Genomic DNA, 23023 nt, shown 5'->3' with positions numbered 1-23023 from the left:
AGGTACGGGAACCTCCTCAGCCTGCTGACTATTCCAAGGGTTCCCGACCGGACGGTCCCCGCTCGGGTTATGCGGGGCCCTGCGCAGGGCCCGGCCGGTTCGAGGATATCTGCCCTGCAGGGTTACGCCACCGATTGGAATTTATGCTTTAGACTGTGGCATGCCCAACTCGCTCACGCGCATCGTACTGGCCATTGTTGTGACTCTGGGCCTTGTCTCCATGGGTGGAAGCCCGGCCTCGGCCGCCACTTCCCCGGGACCGGGTATCGACGTGTCCTGGCCGCAGTGCGGCAAGGTCCTGCCCAAGCAGCCCATGTTCGCGATTGTCGGCGTCAACAACGGACTTGCCAATACGACGAACCCCTGCCTGGCGAGCCAGCTGGCCTGGGCGAAGACCGCCAAGTCGCCCGCGGCAACGTCGCAGCCGAGGGTGGCCCTGTACGTCAACACCGCCAACCCCGGCCGGCAGGGGTCCTGGTGGCCCACGTCGAACACCTACAACGGGGTGAAGGTCACCAATCCTTACGGCAACTGCGCCTTGGGGTCGTTCAAGGCCTGCTCCTACATGTACGGGTGGGCCAAGGCCTCCGACGACGCCAGGCGCCGCGGGGTCAGCAACCCGCAGTCCTACCTCTGGTGGCTGGATGTGGAAACGGAAAACACCTGGCAGACAGACAAAGCCGCCAACGTCGCCGTCCTGGAAGGCATGACCGCCTATTTCAAGCGGATCGGCGCCCGGGTGGGCCTCTACTCCACGGGTTACCAGTGGGCGCAGATCGCCGGAACCGTGAAGTCGACCAGCCCGCTGGCAGGATTGCCAAGCTGGCTGGCCGGTGCCGCATCGGCGTCCCGCGCCAAGTCAAACTGCGCCCTGCCCGGACTCACGCCGCGCAGCCGCGTCTCCATGACGCAGTACATTTCCGGCGGCCTGGACTACAACTACTCCTGCGGCTGAGCCGCCTGCAGAAATATCCCGGGGGCCGCCGTCGTTGACCCCAGTGTGCCGGCGCCGGAAACCCGGTGCCGCCCAGGACCGCAGTCCACACTCCGGCCCGCACACTGCTCCGCTACGAAAGGCCGGCTTTTCCGTGACTGTTCCGCTTTCCATTCTTGATCTCGCTACCATCGGTCCGGGCCAGACGGCGGCGGAGAGCTTCGCCGGCAGCGTCGCCATGGCGCAGCTCGCCGAGGACAGGGGCTACCGGCGGATCTGGTACGCCGAGCACCACAACATGTCCGCGATCGCCTCGTCTGCCACGAGCGTGCTGATCGCCCACGTCGCGGCCCACACCTCCAGCATCCGGCTCGGCGCCGGCGGCGTGATGCTGCCCAACCACTCGCCGCTGACCATCGCGGAACAGTTCGGCACGCTCGAGACCCTGCACCCGGGCAGGATCGACCTCGGCCTGGGCCGGGCGCCGGGCAGCGACCAGAACACCATGCGCGCCCTGCGCCGCGATCCGATGTCGGCCGACAGCTTCCCGCAGGACGTCTTGGAGCTCCAGGGCTACCTGACCGGCCCCACCCGGATCCAGGGCGTGGAGGCCACCCCGGGCAAGGGCACCAACGTGCCGCTGTACATCCTGGGTTCCTCCCTGTTCGGCGCCAGGCTGGCCGCGCAGCTGGGCCTGCCCTACGCGTTCGCGTCACACTTCGCGCCCAACGCGCTGCAGGATGCGGTGGCCGTCTACCGCCGCGAGTTCCGGCCCTCCGCGCAGCTCGACGCCCCGCACGTGATCGCCGGAGTCAACGTCATTGCCGCGGACTCGGCCGCCGAGGCGCAGGCGATGTTCCAGGCCACCAAGCGGGCCAGGGTCTCCCTGTTCTTCGGCAATGGCCGCGTGTTCAGCGACGACGAGGCAGACATGATCCTGGACTCGCCCCAGGGCCAGCACATGGCGCAGATGATGAAGTACTCCGCTGTGGGCACCCCCGAGGCCGTCCTTGCGTACCTGGAGGAGTTCACGGCGCACGCCGACGCCGACGAACTGATCGTGGCGCACCAGAGCACCGGCACGGAGGCCCGGCTCCGTTCCGTGGAACTCCTGGCCGACGCGGCCCGGCTCGTGCGGGCATAAGAGCGCGCGGCCCTAACGGCGTCCCGGGCTACAGTTCCCGGCGGGCGCCCTCAGACGCGGTGACCGGGAAAATATGCGGGGCCGTGTACCCGGCCCGGGCGAAGTCGCGGGCGACGCCCGCGACCACCGCCGCGGCGTCGTCGTTGCGGACCAAAGCGATGGCGGCGCCACCGAAACCGCCGCCGGTCATCCGCGCGCCGATGGCGCCCATTTCCTGCGCGCTGGCCACGGCGAGGTCGAGCTCCGGGGTGGAAATCTCGAAGTCGTCGCGCATGGACAGGTGCGATTCGTTGAGGAACCGCCCGATCGTGGCGGCGCCGGAGGTCCGCAGTGCCGTCACGGTGTCCAGCACGCGCTGGTTTTCCGTGATGATGTGGCGGACCCGGCGGTAGGTCTGTCCGTCGAGCTGTGCTGCGGCGCGGGGGAGATCGGCCGGGCCCAGCGCCCGCAGGCTTCCGACGCCCAGGCGGCGGGCGCCGTCCTCGCAGGAACGACGGCGGCTGGCATAGCCGCCGTCGGCATGGGAATGGCTGGTGCGGGTATCGATCACGAGCAGCCCCACCCCGGCGCCGGCGAAGCCGAGGGCAACCGCCTCGGTGGTCAGGTTCTGGCAGTCGAGCAGGATGCCATGATCGGGCTCGCCCAGGAACGAGGCCGACTGGTCCATGATGCCGGTGGGCGCGCCGACCACCCTGTTCTCGGCCAGCTGGCCGATCCGGGCCAGTTCCGGCCTGCCCAGCCCCAAGTCCCAGAGATCGTTCAGGGCCAGGGCCACCGCGCATTCGACGGCGGCAGAGGAGGACAGCCCGGCACCGGCCGGGACATCCGAGGTCAGCGCCAGGTCCAGGCCGGACAGCCGGGACGGGACGCCCGAACCGGCCTCGGAGCCGGCTGCGGAACCGGCGCCGCCGGGCGCCGCCCGGGACATCGCCCAGGCCACGCCGAGGGGGTACGCGGCCCAGCCGGTGAGGGCATCCGGGTCAAGGTGGTCGAGGCTTACCTCTATGACGCCGGGGAAGGAGCTGCTGGTGACCCGGAGCAGACGGTCTGCGCGGACGCGGGCCGCCACCGTGGTGCGCTTGTCGATAGCGATCGGAAACGCGAAGCCCTCGTTGTAGTCCGTGTGCTCGCCGATCAGGTTGACCCGCCCGGGCGCCGACCACAAACCGTCCGGCGCCCCACCGAACTGACTGGAAAAGTACCCGCTTTCCCGTTCAAGGACCTCGTTCATGGCTGGGTGGCTTCCTGTTCTGTTGCTGGGAGTTCTGTGCGGATTGGCTCGAGCCCTGGCGCACGCGGTGGCGGCGATGCTTTTTCCATGGCATCGCGGAGCCGTGCGGCGGCCGTTTCCGGCGGGATGTCCGCGATGAAAGCGCCCATCGCGGCCTCCGACCCTGCCAGGTACTTGAGCTTGTCCTCCTCCCGGCGGGGCGAGGTCAGCTGCAGCATGAGCCGGATGTCGTCCCGGTGGGCGTGGACGGGAGCCTGGTGCCAGGCCGAAATGTACGGAGTGGGGGTGTCATAGAGGGCATCGACGCCACGCAGGAGCTGGCGGTACAGCAGGGAGAACTCATCGCGTTCCTCGTCCGTCGTGGCGGCGAGGTCCGGGACGTGCCGGTGCGGGAGGATGTGCACTTCCAGCGGCCAGCGCGCGGCAAACGGGACAAACGCGGTCCAGTGCTCGCCCTGGAGCAGCGCCCGCTCGGATTTCTGCTCGAAGCTGAGGATGTCCTCGAACAGCGAACCGCCGTAGTTCTCGATCGTGCGGACCAGCTGGGCCGTGCGGGGCGTGATGTACGGGTAGGCGTAGATCTGTCCGTGCGGGTGGTGCAGGGTCACGCCGATCGCTTCGCCGCGGTTCTCGAATGGAAAAACCTGTTCGACGCCGGGCAGTGCGGACAGCGCGGCCGTCCGGTCTGCCCAGGCTTCCACCACCGTGCGCATCCGGGACAGGGGCAGTCCCGCCAGGGAGCCGGTGTGTTCGGGGGAGAAGCACACCACTTCGCACCGGCCCACGGACTGCCGGCTGCGCCCCAGTCCCACCCGGGCAAGGTCATCCAGGCCTTCCGGCGCCGCGGCCCCCGCCAGGTCCGGTCCGAAGGACGGGGACTTGTTTTCGAAGACGGCGACGTCGTAGAGGCTCGGAATTTCCGAGGGATTCTCCGGCGACGCCGGGGCCAGCGGGTCCAGGTGCGAGGGCGGCAGGACCACCCGGTTCTGCCGGGCGGCCGCGATCGAGATCCACTCCCCGGTCAGGACGTCCTGGCGCATGGTGGCGGTGGGCGGCCGGAGCGCCGGCGCGCGGAGATCGTCCCCGCGGTGCGGAGGCAGGACGGTATCGGCATCATCGAAGTAGATGATGTCCCGGCCGTCGGAGAGCTTGTAGGAGCGTTTCGTAATCTGGCCCATGCTAGGGGTTCCTCACGGGGTGAGCGCTGTTTGCGGCTGGATCGGCGGCCGGAGCGGCCGCGGTGACACGGCGGACGGCCAGGAGCAGCCCGTGTTCCGGGTTCAGGACCGGCATGGGGAGCCCGGATTCGGCCAGGAAACGTCCCGAGGCCTCGATGCCGCCCACAAGCCACGCCGGTGGCGCCGCCTGCAGGAACGCCCGCCGGTCATCGGCCGCGGGGTAGACCGCTTCCACCCGGTACGCGGCGTCCGGGAGCAGTCCCGGCAGGCAGACCCGCCCCGGGACTTCGGCGAACGACGTCGCCACGGACACCAGGGCGTAGAGGGCCTCGCCGCCGTCGTGGGACACGACGCCGTGCAGCCGGAGGACCGGATCGGGCTCGTCGGCCCGCACCATGCGCCCGCTGTGCAGGAGCGGCCGGTACTGCTTGAACAGCGCAATGGCCCCGGCAAGCTCGGTCCGTTCGGCAGCGGCGAGGCGCCGGACATCCCATTCGAGGCCGAAGTGGCCGAACATCGCGGTGATCGCCCGGAACGAGAGGTCATGCGTTCGCGCGGTGGTGTGGCTCGTGGTGGGGCCGATATGCGAGCCGACGAGCTCCGGCGGCACCACCACGCCGGTCCAGCGCTGGATGGTCTGCCGTTCCAGGGCATCGTTGCAGTCCGAGGCCCAGATCCGGTCGGTGCGTTCCAGGATGCCGAGATCCACGCGGGCGCCCCCGGAGGAGCAACTTTCAATCTCGACGCCGGGGTGGGCCTTGCGGAGCTCGTCGAGGAGCCGGTAGACGGCCAGTGTCTGGGCGTGCACGGACGGGCGGCCGGCGTGGCCCATCTCGGCCAGGTCCCGGTTCTGGTCCCATTTGAGGTAACTGATCCGGTATTCGCTCAACAGGGCATCGAGCCTGTCGAAGATGTACTGCCAGGCAGCCGGATTGACCAGGTCCAGGACCTGCTGGTGCCGCCACCGTTCCGGCAGCCGGCCGGCCGGGCCGCCCGCGGAACGCTGGGCCGGGCCGGCGATCCAGTCCGGGTGGGCGCGGGCAAGGTCGGAGTCTTCGTTGACCATTTCGGGTTCGACCCAGAGCCCGAATTCCATGCCGTGGCCGGTGACCGCGTCGATCAGCGGCGTGAGGCCCGCGGGCCACAGGTCCTCGTCCACATACCAGTCGCCGAGGCCCGCCTGGTCGTCGCGGCGGCCGCGGAACCAGCCGTCGTCGAGGACGAACCGTTCCACGCCGAGCCCGGCGGCCGCTTCGGCGAGTTCCAGCAGGGGTTCGAGCCGGTGGTCGAAGTAGACCGCTTCCCAGACGTTGAGCACCACGGGACGGGCCTTGCCGGACCGCACGCCGGGATGGTGCGGCCGGGCGCGGAACCAGGTGTAGAAGGCATCGCTGATGCCGTCCAGGCCCGCGGCGGAGTACGCCGCGAACAGCCACGGGGTCTCGTAGCTGGCGTCCGCGGCCACGCTGATCTCGCCGGCGCCGAGCAGTTCCGAGGCGCCCATGACGGTCCGGCCGTCCGCGGCGGCGTCAACGAAACTCTCGTGGTTGCCGCTCCAGCCCAGATGCACGGCCCAGACCTGCCCGTGGCGGTTGCCGAATCCGGGGGTGCCGGCGGCCAGCAGGAGCGAGGCGTCATGGCCGGTCCGGCCGTGCCGGCCCGAGCGGACCCACGTGCCTTGGCGCAGCGGCAGGCGCTGGGGGTGGGACTCCCGGCACCAGCGGCCGGTCAGGTCCAGGACTTCTGTGGCGGCGCGGCCCACGGGCAACACGGCGGCGAGTTCGTCGAGGCTGTACGGTCCGGCGCCGTGGTTGTCCAGCCGGTGCCGGAGCTGGAGCAGGCCGCCGTCGTTGATCCTGATCTCCGTGCGGACGCTGACACCGGCCTCGGGGTCGGCCTGGGTGATGACCGCCGAACAGTCCCCCCCGTGGGAACCCTCGACACTGGAACCCTCGACACTGGACCGCTCGACACTGACCACGCGCAGACGGGCCGAGAACGCCTGGCCGTTCCGGTGGCCGCGGAGGCCGGGCCGCCCGCGCCAGCCGGAGGACGCCTGCGGGATCAGTCCCAGCGTGACCGGGACATCGAGGGCCGAGTGCGGCACGGCCTCGCCCAGCAGCGAAAGATCCGGCAGGACCGGGCCGAGATCCGCGCCGAAGTGCAGCATGGCGGCCTCGCCCGTGCTGAAGTCGATGAGCAGGGATGTTCCGGAGCGGCGCAGGTACAACGGCTCCAGATCCGAGGACAACACCGCCGGGACGCCCACGGGGGATCGGGTCTCGGCGGCAACGATGAGGTCCGGGTTGTTCACGGCAGCTCCAGGCGTAGTGGTTTGGGTGGGCGGGGGCCGTGCGGTCAGGCTGTGGCTGCTGCGGGGCTGGCTGCGCTGGTGCTCCGGGCATCGCCGGTACTGGCCAGGCGGAGCCGGCCGACGCGCTCGCCAAGGATGCGCCGGGCCTCGCTGCCAAGGAGGTCGTCGCTGATGAGTTCGTCAGCGTCCTCCAGGCCGGCGATCGTGCTGATGCCGAGGGTGCCCCACTTGGTGTGGTCGGCCAGCACCACCACCCGCCGGGCAGCGGTGACGAAGGCCCGGTCGGTTTCGGCTTCGAGCACGTTGGGGGTGGTGAACCCGGCGTCGGCGTCGACACCGTGGACGCCGAGGAACAATACGTCCAGGTGCAGCTGCTTGAGCGAGGAAGTGGCCAGCGGCCCGACGAGGGCATCGGAGGGTGTGCGCTCGCCGCCGGTCAGGATCACGGTGGACGGGGACGCGCTCTGGTGGAAGACGTCCGCGATCCGCACCGAGTTGGTGACCACCGTGATCCGCGGGCCGGCGGACAGCAGCTGGGCCAGGGCCCACGTGGTGGTGCCGGCGCTGAGCCCCACCGCCATGCCCTCGCGCACCTGTGCGGCCGCCTCCTGCGCAATCGCCATCTTCTCGTCCTTGAGCTGGGTCACCTTCAGCTCGAAGCCTGGCTCGTGGGTGCCGGCCCCGCCGGGCAGCTTGGCCCCGCCGTGGATCTTCTCCACGGCGCCCGCCGCGTCGAGGGCCTCGATGTCCCGCCGCACGGTCATCAGCGAGACACCGAGCATCTTGGCGAGGTCCGCGACACGGACGATCCGCTCACGTTGGACCTCCGCGAGGATGGCGGAATGGCGGGCTGCGGCTAGCATGTGGAGTCCTTACAGGTTTGAGCGGTTTGGCAGGCTTGACGGGTCTGACTGGCTTGACTGGGTTGAGTGGCCGGCGGAGGTGCCGACCAATTGGGCGGCAGCCGAACGGACGACCGCGACACCGCCGGCCGCGAGGCCGAGCCCCCCGTCGAGCTCGGCGCCGGTGAGCAGGTCCACGCCTTCCAGCGGCAGCCGGACGTCGTGGGCCCCGTGGTTAATGCAGAACGTCCAGTCCGTCCCGTCCTTGCTGCGCCGGACCACTTCCACATCGTCCGGCAGATGGGGAACGAGCGGCTGCACCCTGGCCTCGGCGCAGACGACGCCGAGCAGTTCGGCCAGCCCCTCCGGCGCGAGTGACGTGGCGACATAGTAGGAGCGGCCGCTTCCGGCGCGGTTGCGGGTCACTGCCGGAGAACCGGCGGCCGGTCCCTCCTCCACGGCCGCGAGGACCTCGGCGGTGGTGGCATGCCCCATTTCGTTCCAGCAGGTACCGGCCCCGAAGCTGCTGAGCCGGATGCTTTCGCCGCCGCGCAGCGGGAAAAACTCTTCCATCTTCACGCCCAGCAGTCCGCTGAACGCGCCGGGGTAGCTGCCGAGCCTGATGTGGTCATTTTCGTCCACGATACCGGAGAAATAGGTCACCACGAGGTGGCCGCCGGAACGCACGTACGCGTCCAGATTCGCGGCCCCGGCATCGCTCACGAGGTATTGCATCGGTGCGACGACGAGCCGGTAGCCGGAAAGGTCATCGGTGCCCTGGCGGAAGTCGGTGGGGATGCCGGCGCGGTAGAAGGCATCGTGCCAGCGCCGGGTTTCGGCGATGTTGGAGGCATCCACGCTCGGGTGCGAGTCCAGTTCCGAGGCCCAGCGGGCGTCAGTGTCGTGGAGGATCGCGACGTCCACCCGGCCGGACGCGCCGGTAACCACCGAGCCGCTGACCTCGGCCAGGCTGCGCAGCGCCTGTCCCAGCTGGACCACTTCGCGCCAAACCTTGGTGTCCGTGCCGGCATGCGGCAGCAGTCCGGAATGGAACTTCTCGGCGCCGGCCCGCGAGGCCCGCCACTGGAAGAAGAGCGCACCGTCGGCGCCGCGGGCAACGTGCTGCAGGGAATTGCGCAGCATCTCACCAGGCGCCTTGGCGATGTTGCGGGGCTGCCAGTTCACGGCGGAGGTGGAATGCTCCATGAGCAGCCACGGCTGGCCCTTGGCCCAGCCGCGGGTGAGGTCCGCGGTTGCCGCCAGTTCCTGGAAGTTCCGCGGATCCTCGGCGATCAGGTAGTGGTCGTTGGAGACCACGTCCATTTCCTCGGACCAGCGCCAATAGTCCACGGGCTGGTGCAGGCCCATGTTGAAGCCCATGAAGTTGGTGGTCACGGGATGCCCCGAGTGCGAGCGGATGATCGCGGCCTCGGCCTTGTAGCATTCGAGCAGTTCATCGGAGGAGTAGCGGGCGAAATCCAGCTGCTGGGTCGGGTTGACCCAGGTCCCGGAGGTGCGCGGCGGCAGGATCTGCTCCCAGGCCGAGTAGCGCTGGGACCAGAAGGCGGTGCCCCACGCGGCGTTGAGGGCCTCAAGGCTGCCGTACCGGAGTTCGAGCCAGCGCCGGAAGCCGGCGGCGGCGCCGTCGGAGAAATCCGGCTGGTTGTGGCAGCCGTACTCGTTGTGGACGTGCCACATCACGACGGCGGGATGGTCCTTGTACCGGACTGCGATCTGCTCGGTCAGTGCCGCGGCCGCCCGGCGGTATTCGGCGCTCGAGGCGGCGAAGGCCTGCCGGGAACCGTAACTGTGCCGCACGCCGTCGGCCGTTACCGGCAGGGACTCGGGGTACTTGTGGCTGAACCAGGGCGGAGGCGACGCCGTGGCGTTCGCCAGGTCCACCCGGATGCCGTTGGCGTGCAGCAGGTCCAGGACCCGGTCCAGCCAGCCGAACTCGTAGACGCCCTCGGACGGCTCAAGCAGGGACCAGCTGAAGATGCCCACGCTGACCAGGTTGACGCCGGCCTCGCGCATCAGCCGGACGTCCTCGTCCCAAATTTCCTCGGGCCACTGCTCCGGGTTGTAGTCCCCGCCGAATGCCAGCATCGGGGAGCCCTCGGAACCGAGGCGGGCGGTGATGTAGTCCATGCCGTTGTGGTGGGTGGTATTGAAGTCCACGTTTATCCTTTGCTGGAGCCGAGGGTCAGGCCCGCCACGAAGTGGCGCTGCAGGAGCAGGTAGATGATCAGGGCCGGAATCGCCGTGATCATGGCGCCGGCGGCGATCAGATTGTAGTTGGAGAGGAACTGGCCCTGGAGGTTGTTGATCGCGGTCGTGACCGGAAGCCGGTCGCCGCTTTGGATGAAGAGCAGGGGCCAGAAGAAGTCGTTGTAAATGAAGATCACCTCGAGCGTACCCATGGCGGCCAGGGCCGGGCGGCACAGCGGCAGGATGATGTCCCAGTACTGGCGCCAGACGCCGGCACCGTCAACCAGGGCCGCCTCCGTCAGCTCGGGGGACAGGGCCTTCATATAGTTCGAGAGGACGAAGGTCACGAACCCGATCTGGAAGGCGGTGTCCACGGCAATCACGCTGATGTAGGTGTTGAGCAGGTTCCCGGAATCGCTCACGGCGTAGGGCAGTTCGAAGTGCTTGAACATTTCAAAGAGCGGCGCCGCCAGCACCTGCGGCGGCAGCAGGTTTCCGGCGGTGAACATGATCAGCAGCGTGATGTTGAACTTCCAGCTCACCCGGCTCACGGCGAACGCCATCATGGAGGCGAAGAAGAGGATCAGGAACACCGAGGGGACCGTGATGAGCACGGAGTTCCAGAACAGCTGGGAAAAGCCGCCCTGCGTCCAGGCCTGGGCGAAGTTGTCGAAATTGAAGGCGCCGCCGGTGCTGAAGTAGCCGTATTTGTCGGTGTCAGCTTTGGGCCGCAGGGCAGTGAAAACGGCCCAGGCCAGGGGGACGAGCCAGATTGCCGCCATGACGATGAGGAAGACGTGGGTGCCGTAGTGCCTCTTGCCCTGCCTGTTGTTGGCCGGGCGGTCCGGGCGGGGGCCGGGCCTGCCGGGGCCGGAGCTGCGCTGCCGGGCGTCGGCCGGGCTGCCGGCCGCGGCGGCATCGGTTGGATGGGCGATGCTCATGCCTCTTTGTCCTTTCCGAACGCGCGGGAGAGGTAGAACGTGATGGGGATCAGCGAGATGACGAGCAGGATGACGGCCAGCGCCGAGCCGATGCCGATCACCTGCCCCTCGCCCACCAGGTTCTGGATGACCAGGGCGCTGATCAGTTCCAGCCCGTTGGTGCCGCGGTTGATCACGTAGACGATGTCGAACGCCCGGAGGGATTCGATGACGGTGATGACGATGATGATGACGTTGACCGGGCGCATGGCCGGGAAGATCACCCGGAAGAAGGTCTGGACCGCGTTGGCGCCGTCGATCTGGGCCGCCTCGCGCAGGGTCGGATCCACGCCCTTGAGCCCGGCCAGGTACAGGATCATGACGTAGCCGGCATGCCGCCAGGTGGCGGCGAAGAGGGCAGCCCAGATGTTGACGCTGGAATCCCCGAACCAGTCAACGGCCCGGGGCGTGCCGGCGGTGCCGAGCAGGAAGTTCAGGAGGCCGCTGTCCCGGTTGTAGAACAGCTGCCAGATGATCCCGATCAGGGCCAGGGACAGCATGACCGGGGCGAAGAAGATGCTCTGGTAGATCCGCGTGCCGCGGATGTTCTGGTCCAGGAGCACGGCCAGCAGCAGCCCCAGCGGAGTGGCGACGAGGGCCAGGAAAGCCAGCCACAGCACGTTGTGTTGCATGGCCGGCCAGAACGGCGGGTAGTCCTGGGCGATGAACTGGTAGTTCTCGACGCCGGCGGGCTTGATGTCGGTCAGCTCCAGCCCGTTCCAGCGGGTGAAGGACAGTCCTACGGACATGAGGGTGGGGATCCAGACCAATACGAGCTGGATCAGCGTGGGGACGCCCACCATCAAGCCGAGCACCACCTTGTCGCGGCCGGACAGCCGCCGAACCCGCCGCGCGGGGGCGGCGGCTGCTTTGCGCCCCCGCGCCGACGGATTGGTAGAGACACTCATGGAGATTCCTTGCCTTGTGAAATTCAGAGTGAAATGCAGAGTGAATGCACAGTGAAATGCAGTGGGGAAGAGCCGTGCTGACCGCGCCGTCAACCGCGCGGTCAGGCGCTCTACTGGGCTGCGTACAGCGACTTGGCCTGGGCTTCCAGGTTCTTCACATCGACGTTGCCGTCCTTGATGAAGGACTGCAGCGCCGGGATCATCACGTTGTTGGCCATGGCGGGCAGGGCGTCGCGGTCGAAGAACTGGCTGATGTTCTTGGCACCGCTGATGGCCTCGGCCAGCTTCTTGTTCAGCGGCGTGAACTTGGACGTATCGGCGCCCTTGGCGGTGGCGATGTTCGACGAGTCGACCGAGGCGTACACATCCTGTCCTTCCGGGGTTCCGACGTAGGCAAGGAAGTCCCGCGCGGCCTGGTTCTGGCCGCCCTTCTTGGAGAGCAGCAGGCCGTCGATGGGTGCCTCGATGGCGTCCCGGCCTTCCACCGCGACCTCGGGGAACGGGAAGAAGTCGATGTCGTCGGCAATTGCCTTGTCCGTGTACTGCTGGGTGAGGAAGGAGCCGAGCAGGTACATGCCGGATTTCTTGTCCGCGAGGGACTTCGCCGAGTCCTGCCAGGTCATGCCCAGGGCGTTCGGGTTCTGGAACGGGAGAAGGGCTTTCCAGGTGTCGAAGACATCGCTGACCTTCTTCTGGTCCCAGCTTTCCCGGTGCGCGGTGAGATCCATGTGGAACTGGTAGCCGTTCAGGCGCATGTTCAGGTAGTCGAAGGTGCCCATGGCGGGCCAGCCGTCCTTGTCCGCAAATTCAATCGGGATCAGGCCGTCGGCCTTCATCTTGGTGGCGAGGGCCTTCAACTCATCGAACGTCGTGGGGACGGTGTACCCCTTTTCCGTCCAGAGGCTCTTCCGGTAGAAGAAGCCCCAGGGGTAGTTGTAGTTCGGGATCAGGTACATCTTGCCGTCGGCGCCCGTCGAGGCCTTTTTCAGGGCGTCGGAGTAGTTTCCGCCGACCTTCTCCCAGACGTCATCGATCGGGGCGAGCAGTCCCTTGCCGGCGTAGTACTGCATGCGGTAGCCGGCGAACCAGGTGAACGAATCGTCCGGGCTGCCCTGGAGGTAGGTGTTGATTTTGTTCTGGAAGTCGTTGTGCGCCACCACGTTGGTGGTGACCGTGATGCCGGACTTCTTCTGGAAAGCGTCGGTCACCGCCTTGTAAGCAGCCTTGGGGACCTCATCGGAGGATCCGGAACCGAACGTGGCCGTCTTGGCGCCGCCGCTGGCAGGAGCGCTGCCGCCCGTGCAGGCTGAGAGCAGGGGGATGCCGGCCATCGCAACTGCCCCGGCGCCGAAGGTCTTCAGCAGTGTCCTCCGGTCCCACCCGCCTCGGCTGGAGGCCCGGAGCAGTGCGTCTTCATGCATGGTCATAATTTCTCCTTTGAAATAACGCGGGTGGAGTGAAGCAGCTCACATCATTAGCTATCATAATCGCACAATAAAGAACGTCAAGTAGCAAAAAAGAACATCTGTGAGTCTTGCCGATGCTCCTGTAGTCGACGAATCCCTTGCGGTGTAAGGCGGCGTCGTGCTCGCGATGAAGCTGACGGTGCAGATCGGCTGGATCTGCCTCGCCGCCGTTAACCTGGCCATTCTCGTGTTTGGTGTGGTGGTCGCGGTCGGTCCGATGGGTGGGGACGCTGCCTTATATCGTGCGAACGGTCTCGCCTCGGCCGGACTCGGTCTTTTCGGCGCGCTAATCGTTCTGGTGCCGTATCGGCGCGTCGAGCGGTGGGCGTGGTGCGCGCTCCACGCCGCCCCGCCACCGCGCCCGGCGCCCGTTTCCAGCCGCTTGACAGACATGGAAGCGTCGGGGGCGCTTGCCCGGAGGTCTCCGTTGACTTAGGGCGGGGTCGCTCTTAGCGTTAAGCCCCTCAGGGTGCCGATGCGGTCCGCCGGTTGGCGGTGGCGCCCGGAACCGCGGATACATGGCGAAAACCCAGGTGCACCCATGAAGATCAAGTCCACAGCCGCCGCCACGCTGCTCGTCCTGCTGTTCCTGGGAGGACTGCTCGGCGGCCCGTCCGCGTCCGCGCCGGCGTCGTCCGAGGGCGCCACGTATTACGTGAGCGCCGACGGCAGCGACCTCAGCGACGGGACGTCGCCGCAATCGGCGTGGGCGACGCTCGACAAGGTCAGCGCCACCGCGCTGCGGCCCGGGGACTCGGTCAGCTTTCGCCGCGGAGACATCTTCTCCGGCGGTCTTGTGGTCGGCCAGAGCGGCACCAGCCGGCTCAAGGTCACCCTGAATGCCTACGGAAACGGCGATCCGCCCACCATCACGGGCGGGCTGACAGGTACGTGCGTCAGGCTCGACGGCGACTACATCACCGTGGACGGCCTGCGGGCGGAGTCGTGCGGCTATGCAGGCTTCAGCGTCTATGGCGACCACGGCTCCGTGCGGAACTCCGCCGCCAGGAACAATGCCGCCGGCATCAAGGTGAGCGAGGGCTCCGACTTCGGCACCTATGCCAACAACACGCTGGCCGACAACAACATCATGAACGTCAATACGCCGGGGGAACTGTGCGGCACCGCGACGTCCCTGAAGTGCGACGACGACTCGGGCGCGTTTGGCTTCCTGATCAACGGCAACGACAACGAGTTCACCGGCAACACCGTCACCGGCTCCACCGCGGTGTCCTACGACTTTGGCCACGACGGCGGCGCGTTTGAAATTTTCAACGGCAACCGGAACAGGATCCACCACAACGTGGCCGTGGATAACAACGTCTTCTCCGAGCTGGGGCGCGGGAAGGGCGGAACTGCCGACGGCAACACGTTCAGCTACAACCTGGTCCGGGCCACCTGCGGCCCCAACTGCTCCCAGGCCACGGGGCTGATCGCGCGAGGCAGGACGTCGTCCTTCGGTCCGACCAACGGCACCACGTTCGAATACAACACCGTGTGGCTGGACGGGCCGGACTCCCAGGCTCTGGTCTGCCACGCGTCGTGCCCTGCCTCCACGGTCGTCAAGGGGAACATCCTGGTGGCCGCCCGGAATGCGCTGTGGATGGACGGCACTGGCTGGACCGAACAGGAAAACGTCCTCAACGGCCCCACGAACATCGTTCCCAGCGCGACCTCCACCACCGAGCCGGCCGACTTTGTGAACGCGCCCGCCGATCTCCGCCTCTCCGGCGCGAGCCCGGCCATTGACCGGGCCGGGATCAGCCCCTTCCCCATGGATCTGGACGGGCGGCCGGCCAACCAAAAGGGCGACTGCCAGGGCGGTGGCGCGGCCGATGCCGGGACCTACGAATACAGGCCGGCCAACTGCTGAAACGCTGTGGCGTGGCAGGTGCTGCCCCGCCGCCGGGCGGGAACTGCGCGGGAACCGTCCTTGACAAGCCGCAACTGAACCGGTTTAGTAGGACACATCACTTAACCGGTTCAGTGCAGGAAGCTGCCTCAGGACCCCATCCGAAGGGAACGGCTCCATGGCAGTCACCATCAGCGACGTCGCCCACGCGGCCGGCGTCAGCAAGGGTGCCGTGTCCTACGCCCTCAACGGCCTGCCCGGGGTCAGCCCGGACACCCGGGACCGCATCCTCAGGGTGGCCAAAGACCTCGGCTGGAAGCCGAGCCTCCGGGCGAAAGGGCTCTCCTCCGCCAAGGCCTACGCGCTGGGCCTCGTGGTGGCCCGGGACCCGTCCCTGCTGGGAACGGACCCGTTCTTCCCGGCGTTCATCGCCGGGATCGAGACCGCGCTCGCCGAGCACGACTACACCCTGGTCCTGAGCGTCGCCACGGCGCCGGGCGCCGAGGAACGCTGCTACCGCAAGCTGGTGGACAACGGCAGGGTCGACGGCGTGATCCTCACCGATGTCCGGCACAACGACTCCCGCATCCCGCTCCTGCTGGAGCTCAAGTTGCCGGCGGTCACCCTGAACCGGCCGGGCGCCGGCTCCCCGTTTCCCGCGGTCTCCGTGGACGAGTCGGCCGGCATCGTCGCGGCGGTGGAACATCTGGTGGCCCTGGGCCACCGCCGGATCGCCCATGTGGGCGGCGGGCAGGAATACATCCACGGACGGAGCCGCCGCCGGGCCTGGGAGGATGCGCTGGCCGCTGCCGGGCTCCCCGCGGACCACTTTGCCGCCGCCGACTTCACGGCCGCGGGCGGAGTGGCCGCCACCGCAGAACTGCTCCGCCGGACGGACCGGCCCACGGCCATCGTGTACGCCAACGACCTCATGGCCACCGCCGGGCAGTCCTACGCGCAGTCCCTCGGCCTCAGCGTCCCGGGAGACCTTTCCGTCACCGGCTATGACAACGCGGAATTCACCCAGTACTTGAACCCGCCGCTCACCACCCTGGCCACCGACCCCATGCTCTGGGGGCGGGTCGCAGCCCAGCTCCTCCTGAACCAGCTCGCCGGGGCCCGCCCCGGCGAGGACACCTTCCTCCCGGCACCGCGCCTGGTGGTCAGGGCCTCCACCGGACCGGCCCCAGACTGACCGGCGGTCCGCCGGACGGAAATCCCCCGCGGCCCCTCGCACTCTTCCTGCCTGAAAACCAAACCCTGAACACGCAACCCTGAACACCCAACCCTGAACACCTAACCCTGGCACGCACCGTCAGAAAAACCCTCCCAAGGAGACGCAATGAAGCGCTTTTCAACTGCCACGCGAGTATTGTCCGTGGCCGCACTGACCATCATGGGAGCGGGCCTGGCCGGCTGCGGCGGCGGCGCCAGCGGCGGCACCGCCGAGTCGGCAACGACCGCCAAGGGCCCCATCAAGATCTGGTATTCGAACAACGAGTTCGAGGTCAAGTGGGGCAAGGCCATGGTTGCATCGTGGAACTCCGCACACCCGGACCAGAAGATCGATGCCCAGGAAATCCCGGCCGGCAAGAGCTCCGAGGAAGTCATCGGCGCGGCCATCACCGCCGGAAACGCCCCCTGCCTGGTCTTCAACACCGCACCCGTCGCCGTTCCGCAGTTCCAGAAGCAGGGCGGACTCGTCCCGCTGGATTCCTTCCCCGACGGCGCCCAGTACATTAAGGACCGCACCGGCGACCTCGCCGATCAGTACAAGTCCGGCGACGGCAAGATGTACCAGCTGCCCTGGAAGTCCAACCCCGTGGTCCTCTTCTACAACAAGGACCTGTTCAAGAAGGCCGGCCTGGACGCCGAGAACCCCAAGCTCGGCACGCAGGCCGAATTCCTGGACACGGCCCGCACGCTGGTGAAGTCCGGAGCCGCGGCCAACGCCGTCTGGCCGTCCCCCGCCAGCGACTTCTTCCAGTCCTGGTTCGACTTCTACCCCTTCTACGCCGCCAACTCAGGGGGCGCGCCGCTGGTCAAGGACGGCAAGGCCACCTTCGACAGCGACCAGGGCAAGCAGGTCGCCACCATGTTCGAGACCCTGTACAAGGAAAACCTGGCCTCGAAGGAGGTCTACCAGGGCGACTCCTTCGCCGAGGGCAAGGCCGCCATGTCGCTGGCCGGGCCGTGGGCCATCGCCGCCTACAAGGACAAGGTCAACTGGGGTGCCGTGCCGGTCCCGGCCGCGCAGGCGCAGGCTGAAGGCTCCACGTTCTCGGACGCGAAGAACGTCGCCATGTACTCCGCCTGCGAAAACCAGGGCACGGCCTGGGAAGTCATGAAGTTCGCCACCAGCAAGGAACAGGACGGCCAGCTCCTCGCCGACACCGGCCAGATGCCGATGCGCAAGGACCTCCCGACCGCCTACGCGGACTACTTCGCCAAGAACCCGCTTTACAAGCAGTTCGCGGAGCAGGCCGGCCGCACCGTGGAGGTGCCCAATGTACCCAACTCGGTTGAGATCTGGCAGACCTTCCGCACCGCCTACGCCAAGGCCGTGATCTTCGGCAACGAAAGCGTCGACGCCGCGTTCAAGGGTTCCGCCGAGAAGATCAACCAACTGGCTGCGCAGAAGTAGCGGGTGAATCTCCATGTCACTTCGCTCAGCTGACGGCGGCGGGGCCTCCGGCCAAACTGCTGGCGAGAGCACCCCCCAGGCAGGGGGCCGGAGGCCGGGGGACCGGCGGATGGCGGCCAGGAAGCACAAGAACTTCCTGGGCCGCCAGCCCTTGGGCCTGCTGTTCAGTGCCCCCTACGTCATCTACATCCTGGGCGTGCTGGCGTTCCCGCTTGGCTACGCCGTCTACATTTCCTTCCACGACTATTTCTTCACCGCGCCGAAGGTCAAAGTCGACCGGCCCTTCGTGGGGCTGGAGAACTACATCACCGTCCTGACCGACCCGGCCGTGCAACGTTCCTTCGCCAACATCGGAATCTTCCTCGTCATCAACGTGCCGCTGACTGTGGGCCTGTCCCTGGTCCTGGCCAACGCCCTGAACCGCGTGACCAAGCTCAAGACGTTCTTCCGGGTCAGCTACTACGTCCCGTACGTCACGGCGAGCGTCGCCGTCGTCGGCGTCTGGCTGTTCCTGTTCCAGCAAAACGGCCTGGTCAACTCGGTCCTGGGGCCACTGGCCCCGAACCCCTCGTGGCTCGTGAACTCCTGGCTCGCGATGCCAACCGTGGCCCTGTTCGTGACCTGGAAGCAGCTCGGGTTCTTCATCCTGCTGTACCTGGCCGCGCTGCAGAACATCCCGGAGGAGCTCTACGAATCCGCCGCGGTGGACGGCGGCAGCAAGTGGGTGCAGTTCTGGAACATCACCGTCCCCGGCGTCCGCTCGGCCAGCGTGCTGGTGACCCTGCTGGCCACCATCACCGGCGCCAACCTGTTCACGGAACCGTACCTGCTCACCGGCGGCGGCGGCCCGGACGGCGCCTCCACCTCCCCGGTGTTCCTGATGTACCAGATGGGCATCCTGCAGGGGAACCCCGATCTGGCCGCCGCACTCGGTGTGGTGCTGGTGATCGGCGTGCTGCTGATTGCCCTGATCCAGAAACGCCTCGTGGGCGGGAAGGAGGACTGACATGTCAATTCTCAACAAGGCAGCCGCGCCCAACGATGAGAACGACGGGACAAGCAGCAGCAACAGCAACAACGACGGCGGCCGCCGCCCGGGCGGTCGCCCCGTCAAGCCGGGGGCCAAGCAGGGTGCGGGGGCCTCCGGCGTGGAGAAGCGCAGGAGCCTCGGCCTCGGCAGTTTCGTGCTCCTCGCGCTGGGCGCGTTCGTCTTCCTCTTCCCGTTCTACTACATGTTCATCGGCTCGCTGCAGACCTCACCGGACACCTCGGTGGCGGGGGCGTTCCCCAATCCGGCGAACATCACCGGCGAGAACTACGCGAACATCAACAACTCCATCAACCTGCTCAAGGGCCTGGTCAATTCGGGCATCTTCACCGGCGGCGTCATCTTCTTCACCGTGGTCTTCGGCCTGCTGGTGGGGTACGCCCTGGCGCAGATGCAGTTCCGCGGCAAGGGGCTGGTATTCGGGATGATGCTGCTGGTGCAGATGATCCCGTTCCAGCTGTTGCTCATCCCGCTCTACGTGATGATCGTGCGCGACTACGGCCTGGCGGACACGTACCTGGGCATGATCCTGCCCTTCGCGATCAACTCCACTGCCGTGTTCGTCTTCCGCCAGTACTTCATGCAGCTGCCCTCCACCCTCTTCGAGGCGGCCAGGATCGACGGCGCCTCCGAACTGCGGATCCTGTGGCAGATCGCCATCCCGCTGGTGAAGCCCGCGATTGTCACGGCGGTCCTGCTGACGTTCATCGGGCCGTGGAACGAGTTCCTCTGGCCGTTCCTGGTGACCAAGGACCAGTCCATCCAGCCGCTCGCCGTCTCCCTTGCGAACTACATCTCCAACATCTCCGCCACGGCGTCCAACCCGTTCGGCGCCATTCTGGCAGGCGCCTGCGTCCTCGCGGCACCCGCCGTCGCACTCTTCATCTTCTTCCAGCGTCAGTTCATTTCCACCAATATCGGCTCCAGCGTAAAGGGTTAATCCATGACCTCCCCCCACACTTCCGCACTGCCCACCGTCCCCTTCACCCTCACCCGCGCCGGCGTCATCATGACTCCGGAACCGGGCAACGAATTCGAGGCCGAAGGTGTGCTCAACCCGGCCAGCGGCCGCGGCCCCGACGGCGAGCTGTACCTGCTGCCGCGCCTGGTCGCCAAGGGCAACGTCTCCCGGGTGGGACTGGCCAAGGTCGTCATCGAAGACGGCGTCCCCACCGGCGTCGAACGCCAGGGCATCGTCCTGGCCCCCGATGAGGGCTGGGAACGCGGGCTGAACAACGCCGGCACCGAGGACCCCCGCACCACCTGGGTCCCCGCCCTCGGCAAGCACCTGATGACCTACGTCGCCTACGGCCCGCTGGGTCCGCGCCTGGCCTTCGCCTACTCCGAGGACCTGCGCAACTGGGAACGCCTGGGCCCGTGCCTCTTCGGCTACCAGGCCGACCTGTCGATGGACCTGAACCTCTTCCCGAACAAGGACGCAGTGTTCTTCCCGGAGCCCGTCAACGACCCCGACGGCGTGCCCTCCTACGCGATGCTGCACCGTCCGATGTGGGACCTCGGCTGGATCCGCGAGGGCGAGGGCGAGCACCTGCCGGCCGGCGTCACCGACAACCGTCCCGGCATCTGGATCTCCTACGCACCGGTCGCGGACGTCGAGGCGGACATTCGCAACCTCGTCCACATGGCCAAGCACCGGCTCGTCGCCCTGAGCGAGTTCCCGTTCGAGGAACTGAAAATCGGCGGCGGCCCCGCCCCGATCCGCGTCGAGGAGGGCTGGCTGCTGATCCACCATGGCGTCTCCGGCGCGCTGGAGAAGTCCGCGTTCGACCACCAGCAGAACGTCAACTACACCGCCGCCGCGATGATCCTCGACGCCGATGACCCCGCCAAGGTGATCGCCCGCAGCGACAAGCCGCTCCTGGCCCCCGAAACCGAAGACGAGATGTCCGGAATCGTGCCCAACGTCGTCTTCCCGACCGCGATCGAGAAGATCGGCGAGCAGCTGTTCGTCTTCTACGGCATGGCTGATTCGAAGATCGGCGTCGCCAAGCTGGACCGGATTCCCGCCAACTAGCGCCTCCCCAGCCAGCCCCGCCGTCCCGCAGTTCGACAGCCCAGCCAACCAGTCAGCCAGGAGCCACCGATGACGAACAACAATGTCCGCTCGAAACTAAGAAATCGATTCACGGCCGCCACCGTGTCCGCATCGATGCTCCTGGTCCTGCTCGGGGCGGGTGCCGCCAGCGCGGCACCCGCCCCGGGGACGGCGGCGGTCCCGCAGCGGACCGCCGTTCCGGGGACCGCCGGCCAGGGGACCGTCGTTCAGAGGACCGCCGCGGCGCCCCTGACCAACCTCAGCCACCTGAACTTCCTGCTGGACACCGTGCCGCTCAGCCCGGTGGAGGGGCACAGCACCTACCAGCTGGACCGGATGCCCTCGGCCCAGGCCCCGTGGACCTACGCGGACAAGAAGGCGGACGGCAGCTACAGCCGGATCGGCGGCGGAGACCTGGATCCCGCCACCGGCCACTGGAGCCAGGGCGCCTACAACGCCGACGACATCGCCCGGACCGCCGTCGTCTACCTGCGCCACTGGCAGCAGACCGGTGACCCGGCCAGCAGGGAACGCGCCTTCCAGACCCTGCGCTCCCTGACCTACCTGCAGACCACGTCCGGTCCGAACGCCGGCAACGTGGTCCTCTGGCAGCAGGCCGACGGAACGCTCACGCCGAGCGCCAAGCCCGTGGAACTGCCGGACCCCTCCGATTCGGCAGAGTCCTACTGGCTGGCACGCACCGTCTGGGCCCTCGGCGAAGGCTACGCCGCCTTCGCCGGCGCCGACCCGGCCTTCGCATCGTTCCTGCAGCAGCGCCTGCAGTTGGCCCTGGGCTCGCTGAACAAGCAGTCCCTCGCCAAATACGGCACCTATGACACGGCCGACGGCGTCAAGGTCCCGGCCTGGCTGATCTCCGGCGGCGCAGACGCCTCTGCGGAGGCCGTGCTCGGGCTCGCCGCCTACGTCAAGGCCGCCCCCGGCGACGGAGTGGCCACCCAGGCGCTCACCCGGTTGAGCGAGGGCGTCGCCGCGATGTCGTCGGGTTCCGGCACCGAATGGCCCTTCGGCGCGATCCTGCCGTGGAACAAGTCCCGCACGCTCTGGCATGCCTGGGGCGGCCTGGCTCCGGCCGCCGCCGCCACCGCCTCTACCGTGCTGAACAAGCCCGGGCTGCTCGACGCTGCCGTGAAGGATTCCGCCCAGTTCACCCCGCAGCTCCTCGCCGCGGGCGGGCCGGACAACGCCTGGAGCCCCACGCCCGGCGAGGCACAGATCGCCTACGGCGTGGACTCGCGCGTCCAGGGCCTCGTCGCGACCGCGAAGGCCGCCAACGCCCCGGGCCTGCTGGAGCTCGCCGCCGTTGCGGCCGGCTGGTTCTTCGGCGCCAACTCCAGCGGCGCACCCGCCTACAACCCCGCCGCCGGCACGGCGATCGACGGGATCGAGCCCGACGGCCGGGTGAATCCGAACTCCGGCGCCGAATCCACCATCCATGCCCTGCTGACCATGCTGGCGCTGGACGCCAACCCGAAGCTGAAGGCCAAGGCCCTCGGCATCACCCGCACCGTCTCAACCCACGGGCTGAGCGTCGTCGAGGCCGAATCCGGGGCCATCGCCGGCAACGGCACCGTCGTGAAGCCTGCCTCAGCCTGGACCGGGGAGGCCAACATCTCCGGCGGGGCCTACGTTGCCCTGAAGCCGGGGGCCTCCCTGAGCCTGCCGCTGCCGGCCGCCGACGAACCCCGCAATATCTACCCGATCGTCAACCAGGGGATTGCCCCTTCCGGCAATACCAGCTGGCGTGCGGGCAAAGGTCCGCTCGGCAGCACCCGGAACGGCGGGGCCGGCGCCCAGGGCATCACCGATGCGCCAGGCATTCTCTTCCCGTTCACGCTGAAACGCGCGCTGGGCGCTGCGGCGGCCGCCGTCGTCGGCACCACTGACGGTGACGTCGCCCTCGACGCCTTGCTGGTCCAGCCGCAGCTCTCCACCGTCTCGGTCTCCGGCCCCCGTGCCGAGTCCACGCTCTACGTCAGCGCGGCCCCGGAACGCATCGAACGGAGGGTGAACCTGCCCGCAGGGTTCCATTGGAGCCAGCAGGCCTTTGATGCCTCCGGCCGGCCCGTCACCGCAGGTCCCCAGCAGAACGCGGCAGCTCAGTCCGGCCGTATCAGTGTGGCCCCGGGCGGCTTCACCTGGGTGAGCCTGGTCCGCAACCAGTAGCAAGCAGCCAGTAACCAGTAACCAAGAACCGCCG

General features: G+C 67.9%; 18 protein-coding genes. 10 read left to right on the top strand and 8 right to left on the bottom strand.

The annotated features are described in order from the left end of the window. Positions 1–160 precede the first annotated feature (160 nt). Both C560_RS0110955 and C560_RS0110950 read left to right on the top strand, forming a co-directional pair. A complete protein-coding gene (locus C560_RS0110955; protein ID WP_018773995.1) occupies positions 161–955 on the top strand; it encodes a hypothetical protein in 795 nt (264 codons plus the stop codon). 133 nt (positions 956–1088) lie between these two features. Further along, positions 1089–2078 (top strand): LLM class flavin-dependent oxidoreductase, encoded by a 990-nt coding sequence (locus C560_RS0110950; protein ID WP_026538240.1) that lies wholly within the window; start codon positions 1089–1091, stop codon positions 2076–2078. 28 nt (positions 2079–2106) lie between these two features. Here the strand turns inward: C560_RS0110950 and galK are convergent, their stop codons facing one another. From galK to C560_RS0110910, 8 genes are all read right to left on the bottom strand, one after another. Further along, the gene (gene galK, locus C560_RS0110945; RefSeq protein WP_026538239.1) at positions 2107–3309 is read right to left on the bottom strand and encodes a galactokinase; all 1203 of its coding nucleotides are present in this window, start codon (positions 3307–3309) and stop codon (positions 2107–2109) included. Continuing rightward, a complete protein-coding gene (gene galT / locus C560_RS21635; protein WP_043422941.1) occupies positions 3306–4487 on the bottom strand; it encodes a galactose-1-phosphate uridylyltransferase in 1182 nt (393 codons plus the stop codon). Before galT ends, galK begins: the two co-directional genes overlap by 4 nt. A 1-nt stretch (position 4488) precedes the next feature. Then, positions 4489–6726: an alpha-galactosidase gene (locus tag C560_RS21630; protein ID WP_051533121.1), complete on the bottom strand. Its 2238-nt coding sequence runs from the start codon at positions 6724–6726 to the stop codon at positions 4489–4491. Between the two features lie 119 nt (positions 6727–6845). Beyond that, a complete protein-coding gene (locus C560_RS0110930) occupies positions 6846–7664 on the bottom strand; it encodes a DeoR/GlpR family DNA-binding transcription regulator (RefSeq protein ID WP_026538238.1) in 819 nt (272 codons plus the stop codon). Between the two features lie 9 nt (positions 7665–7673). After that, positions 7674–9791, bottom strand: coding sequence for a beta-galactosidase (locus C560_RS0110925; RefSeq protein WP_051533120.1), 2118 nt, complete (start codon positions 9789–9791; stop codon positions 7674–7676). Between the two features lie 32 nt (positions 9792–9823). Continuing rightward, positions 9824–10792, bottom strand: a complete 969-nt coding sequence (locus tag C560_RS0110920; RefSeq protein ID WP_026538236.1) for a carbohydrate ABC transporter permease — start codon at positions 10790–10792, stop codon at positions 9824–9826. Next, positions 10789–11739: a carbohydrate ABC transporter permease gene (locus tag C560_RS0110915; RefSeq protein WP_026538235.1), complete on the bottom strand. Its 951-nt coding sequence runs from the start codon at positions 11737–11739 to the stop codon at positions 10789–10791. The genes C560_RS0110920 and C560_RS0110915 overlap by 4 nt, the downstream gene beginning before the upstream one ends. A 110-nt stretch (positions 11740–11849) precedes the next feature. Further along, positions 11850–13166, bottom strand: a complete 1317-nt coding sequence (locus C560_RS0110910) for an ABC transporter substrate-binding protein (protein WP_043422939.1) — start codon at positions 13164–13166, stop codon at positions 11850–11852. A 157-nt stretch (positions 13167–13323) separates the two neighbouring features. Between C560_RS0110910 and C560_RS21625 the strand changes: the two genes are divergently transcribed. The 8 genes from C560_RS21625 to C560_RS21620 all read left to right on the top strand — a co-directional run bounded on the left by C560_RS21625 (position 13324) and on the right by C560_RS21620 (position 22989). Continuing rightward, positions 13324–13641: a hypothetical protein gene (locus C560_RS21625; protein WP_051533108.1), complete on the top strand. Its 318-nt coding sequence runs from the start codon at positions 13324–13326 to the stop codon at positions 13639–13641. A 105-nt stretch (positions 13642–13746) separates the two neighbouring features. Next, positions 13747–15078 (top strand): hypothetical protein, encoded by a 1332-nt coding sequence (locus C560_RS0110900; RefSeq protein WP_026538233.1) that lies wholly within the window; start codon positions 13747–13749, stop codon positions 15076–15078. Positions 15079–15235: 157 nt separating this feature from the next. Then, on the top strand, positions 15236–16252 hold the full coding sequence (locus tag C560_RS0110895; protein ID WP_026538232.1) for a LacI family DNA-binding transcriptional regulator: 1017 nt from the start codon (positions 15236–15238) through the stop codon (positions 16250–16252). A 147-nt stretch (positions 16253–16399) separates the two neighbouring features. Next, positions 16400–17701, top strand: a complete 1302-nt coding sequence (locus C560_RS0110890; RefSeq protein WP_026538231.1) for an ABC transporter substrate-binding protein — start codon at positions 16400–16402, stop codon at positions 17699–17701. Positions 17702–17810: 109 nt separating this feature from the next. Continuing rightward, positions 17811–18707 carry a carbohydrate ABC transporter permease gene (locus C560_RS0110885; RefSeq protein WP_051533107.1) on the top strand — a complete coding sequence of 299 codons (897 nt, stop codon included), beginning with the start codon at positions 17811–17813 and terminating at the stop codon, positions 18705–18707. Position 18708: 1 nt separating this feature from the next. After that, positions 18709–19689 (top strand): carbohydrate ABC transporter permease, encoded by a 981-nt coding sequence (locus C560_RS0110880; RefSeq protein ID WP_081801677.1) that lies wholly within the window; start codon positions 18709–18711, stop codon positions 19687–19689. Positions 19690–19692: 3 nt separating this feature from the next. Further along, the gene (locus tag C560_RS0110875) at positions 19693–20784 is read left to right on the top strand and encodes a glycoside hydrolase family 130 protein (protein WP_026538228.1); all 1092 of its coding nucleotides are present in this window, start codon (positions 19693–19695) and stop codon (positions 20782–20784) included. A gap of 69 nt (positions 20785–20853) precedes the next feature. Next, positions 20854–22989, top strand: coding sequence for a hypothetical protein (locus C560_RS21620; protein WP_081801676.1), 2136 nt, complete (start codon positions 20854–20856; stop codon positions 22987–22989). Positions 22990–23023: the final 34 nt, after the last annotated feature.

The organism is Arthrobacter sp. 9MFCol3.1 (genome assembly GCF_000620385.1).
GTDB lineage: Bacteria > Actinomycetota > Actinomycetes > Actinomycetales > Micrococcaceae > Arthrobacter.
Note: the sequence above shows the minus strand (reverse complement) of the source record. Positions and strands in the feature narration are given on the sequence as shown.

Excerpts from the sequence above, each read along its gene's own strand:
- C560_RS0110955 (WP_018773995.1), top strand. The coding sequence starts at position 161 with ATGCCCAACTCGCTCACGCGCATCGTACTGGCCATTGTTGTGACTCTG.
- galK (WP_026538239.1), bottom strand. The coding sequence starts at position 3,309 with ATGAACGAGGTCCTTGAACGGGAAAGCGGGTACTTTTCCAGTCAGTTC.
- galT (WP_043422941.1), bottom strand. The coding sequence starts at position 4,487 with ATGGGCCAGATTACGAAACGCTCCTACAAGCTCTCCGACGGCCGGGAC.
- C560_RS0110930 (WP_026538238.1), bottom strand. The coding sequence starts at position 7,664 with ATGCTAGCCGCAGCCCGCCATTCCGCCATCCTCGCGGAGGTCCAACGT.
- C560_RS0110925 (WP_051533120.1), bottom strand. The coding sequence starts at position 9,791 with ATGGACTACATCACCGCCCGCCTCGGTTCCGAGGGCTCCCCGATGCTG.
- C560_RS0110920 (WP_026538236.1), bottom strand. The coding sequence starts at position 10,792 with ATGAGCATCGCCCATCCAACCGATGCCGCCGCGGCCGGCAGCCCGGCC.
- C560_RS0110915 (WP_026538235.1), bottom strand. The coding sequence starts at position 11,739 with ATGAGTGTCTCTACCAATCCGTCGGCGCGGGGGCGCAAAGCAGCCGCC.
- C560_RS0110910 (WP_043422939.1), bottom strand. The coding sequence starts at position 13,166 with ATGACCATGCATGAAGACGCACTGCTCCGGGCCTCCAGCCGAGGCGGG.
- C560_RS0110900 (WP_026538233.1), top strand. The coding sequence starts at position 13,747 with ATGAAGATCAAGTCCACAGCCGCCGCCACGCTGCTCGTCCTGCTGTTC.
- C560_RS0110895 (WP_026538232.1), top strand. The coding sequence starts at position 15,236 with ATGGCAGTCACCATCAGCGACGTCGCCCACGCGGCCGGCGTCAGCAAG.
- C560_RS0110890 (WP_026538231.1), top strand. The coding sequence starts at position 16,400 with ATGAAGCGCTTTTCAACTGCCACGCGAGTATTGTCCGTGGCCGCACTG.
- C560_RS0110885 (WP_051533107.1), top strand. The coding sequence starts at position 17,811 with ATGGCGGCCAGGAAGCACAAGAACTTCCTGGGCCGCCAGCCCTTGGGC.
- C560_RS0110880 (WP_081801677.1), top strand. The coding sequence starts at position 18,709 with ATGTCAATTCTCAACAAGGCAGCCGCGCCCAACGATGAGAACGACGGG.
- C560_RS0110875 (WP_026538228.1), top strand. The coding sequence starts at position 19,693 with ATGACCTCCCCCCACACTTCCGCACTGCCCACCGTCCCCTTCACCCTC.
- C560_RS21620 (WP_081801676.1), top strand. The coding sequence starts at position 20,854 with ATGACGAACAACAATGTCCGCTCGAAACTAAGAAATCGATTCACGGCC.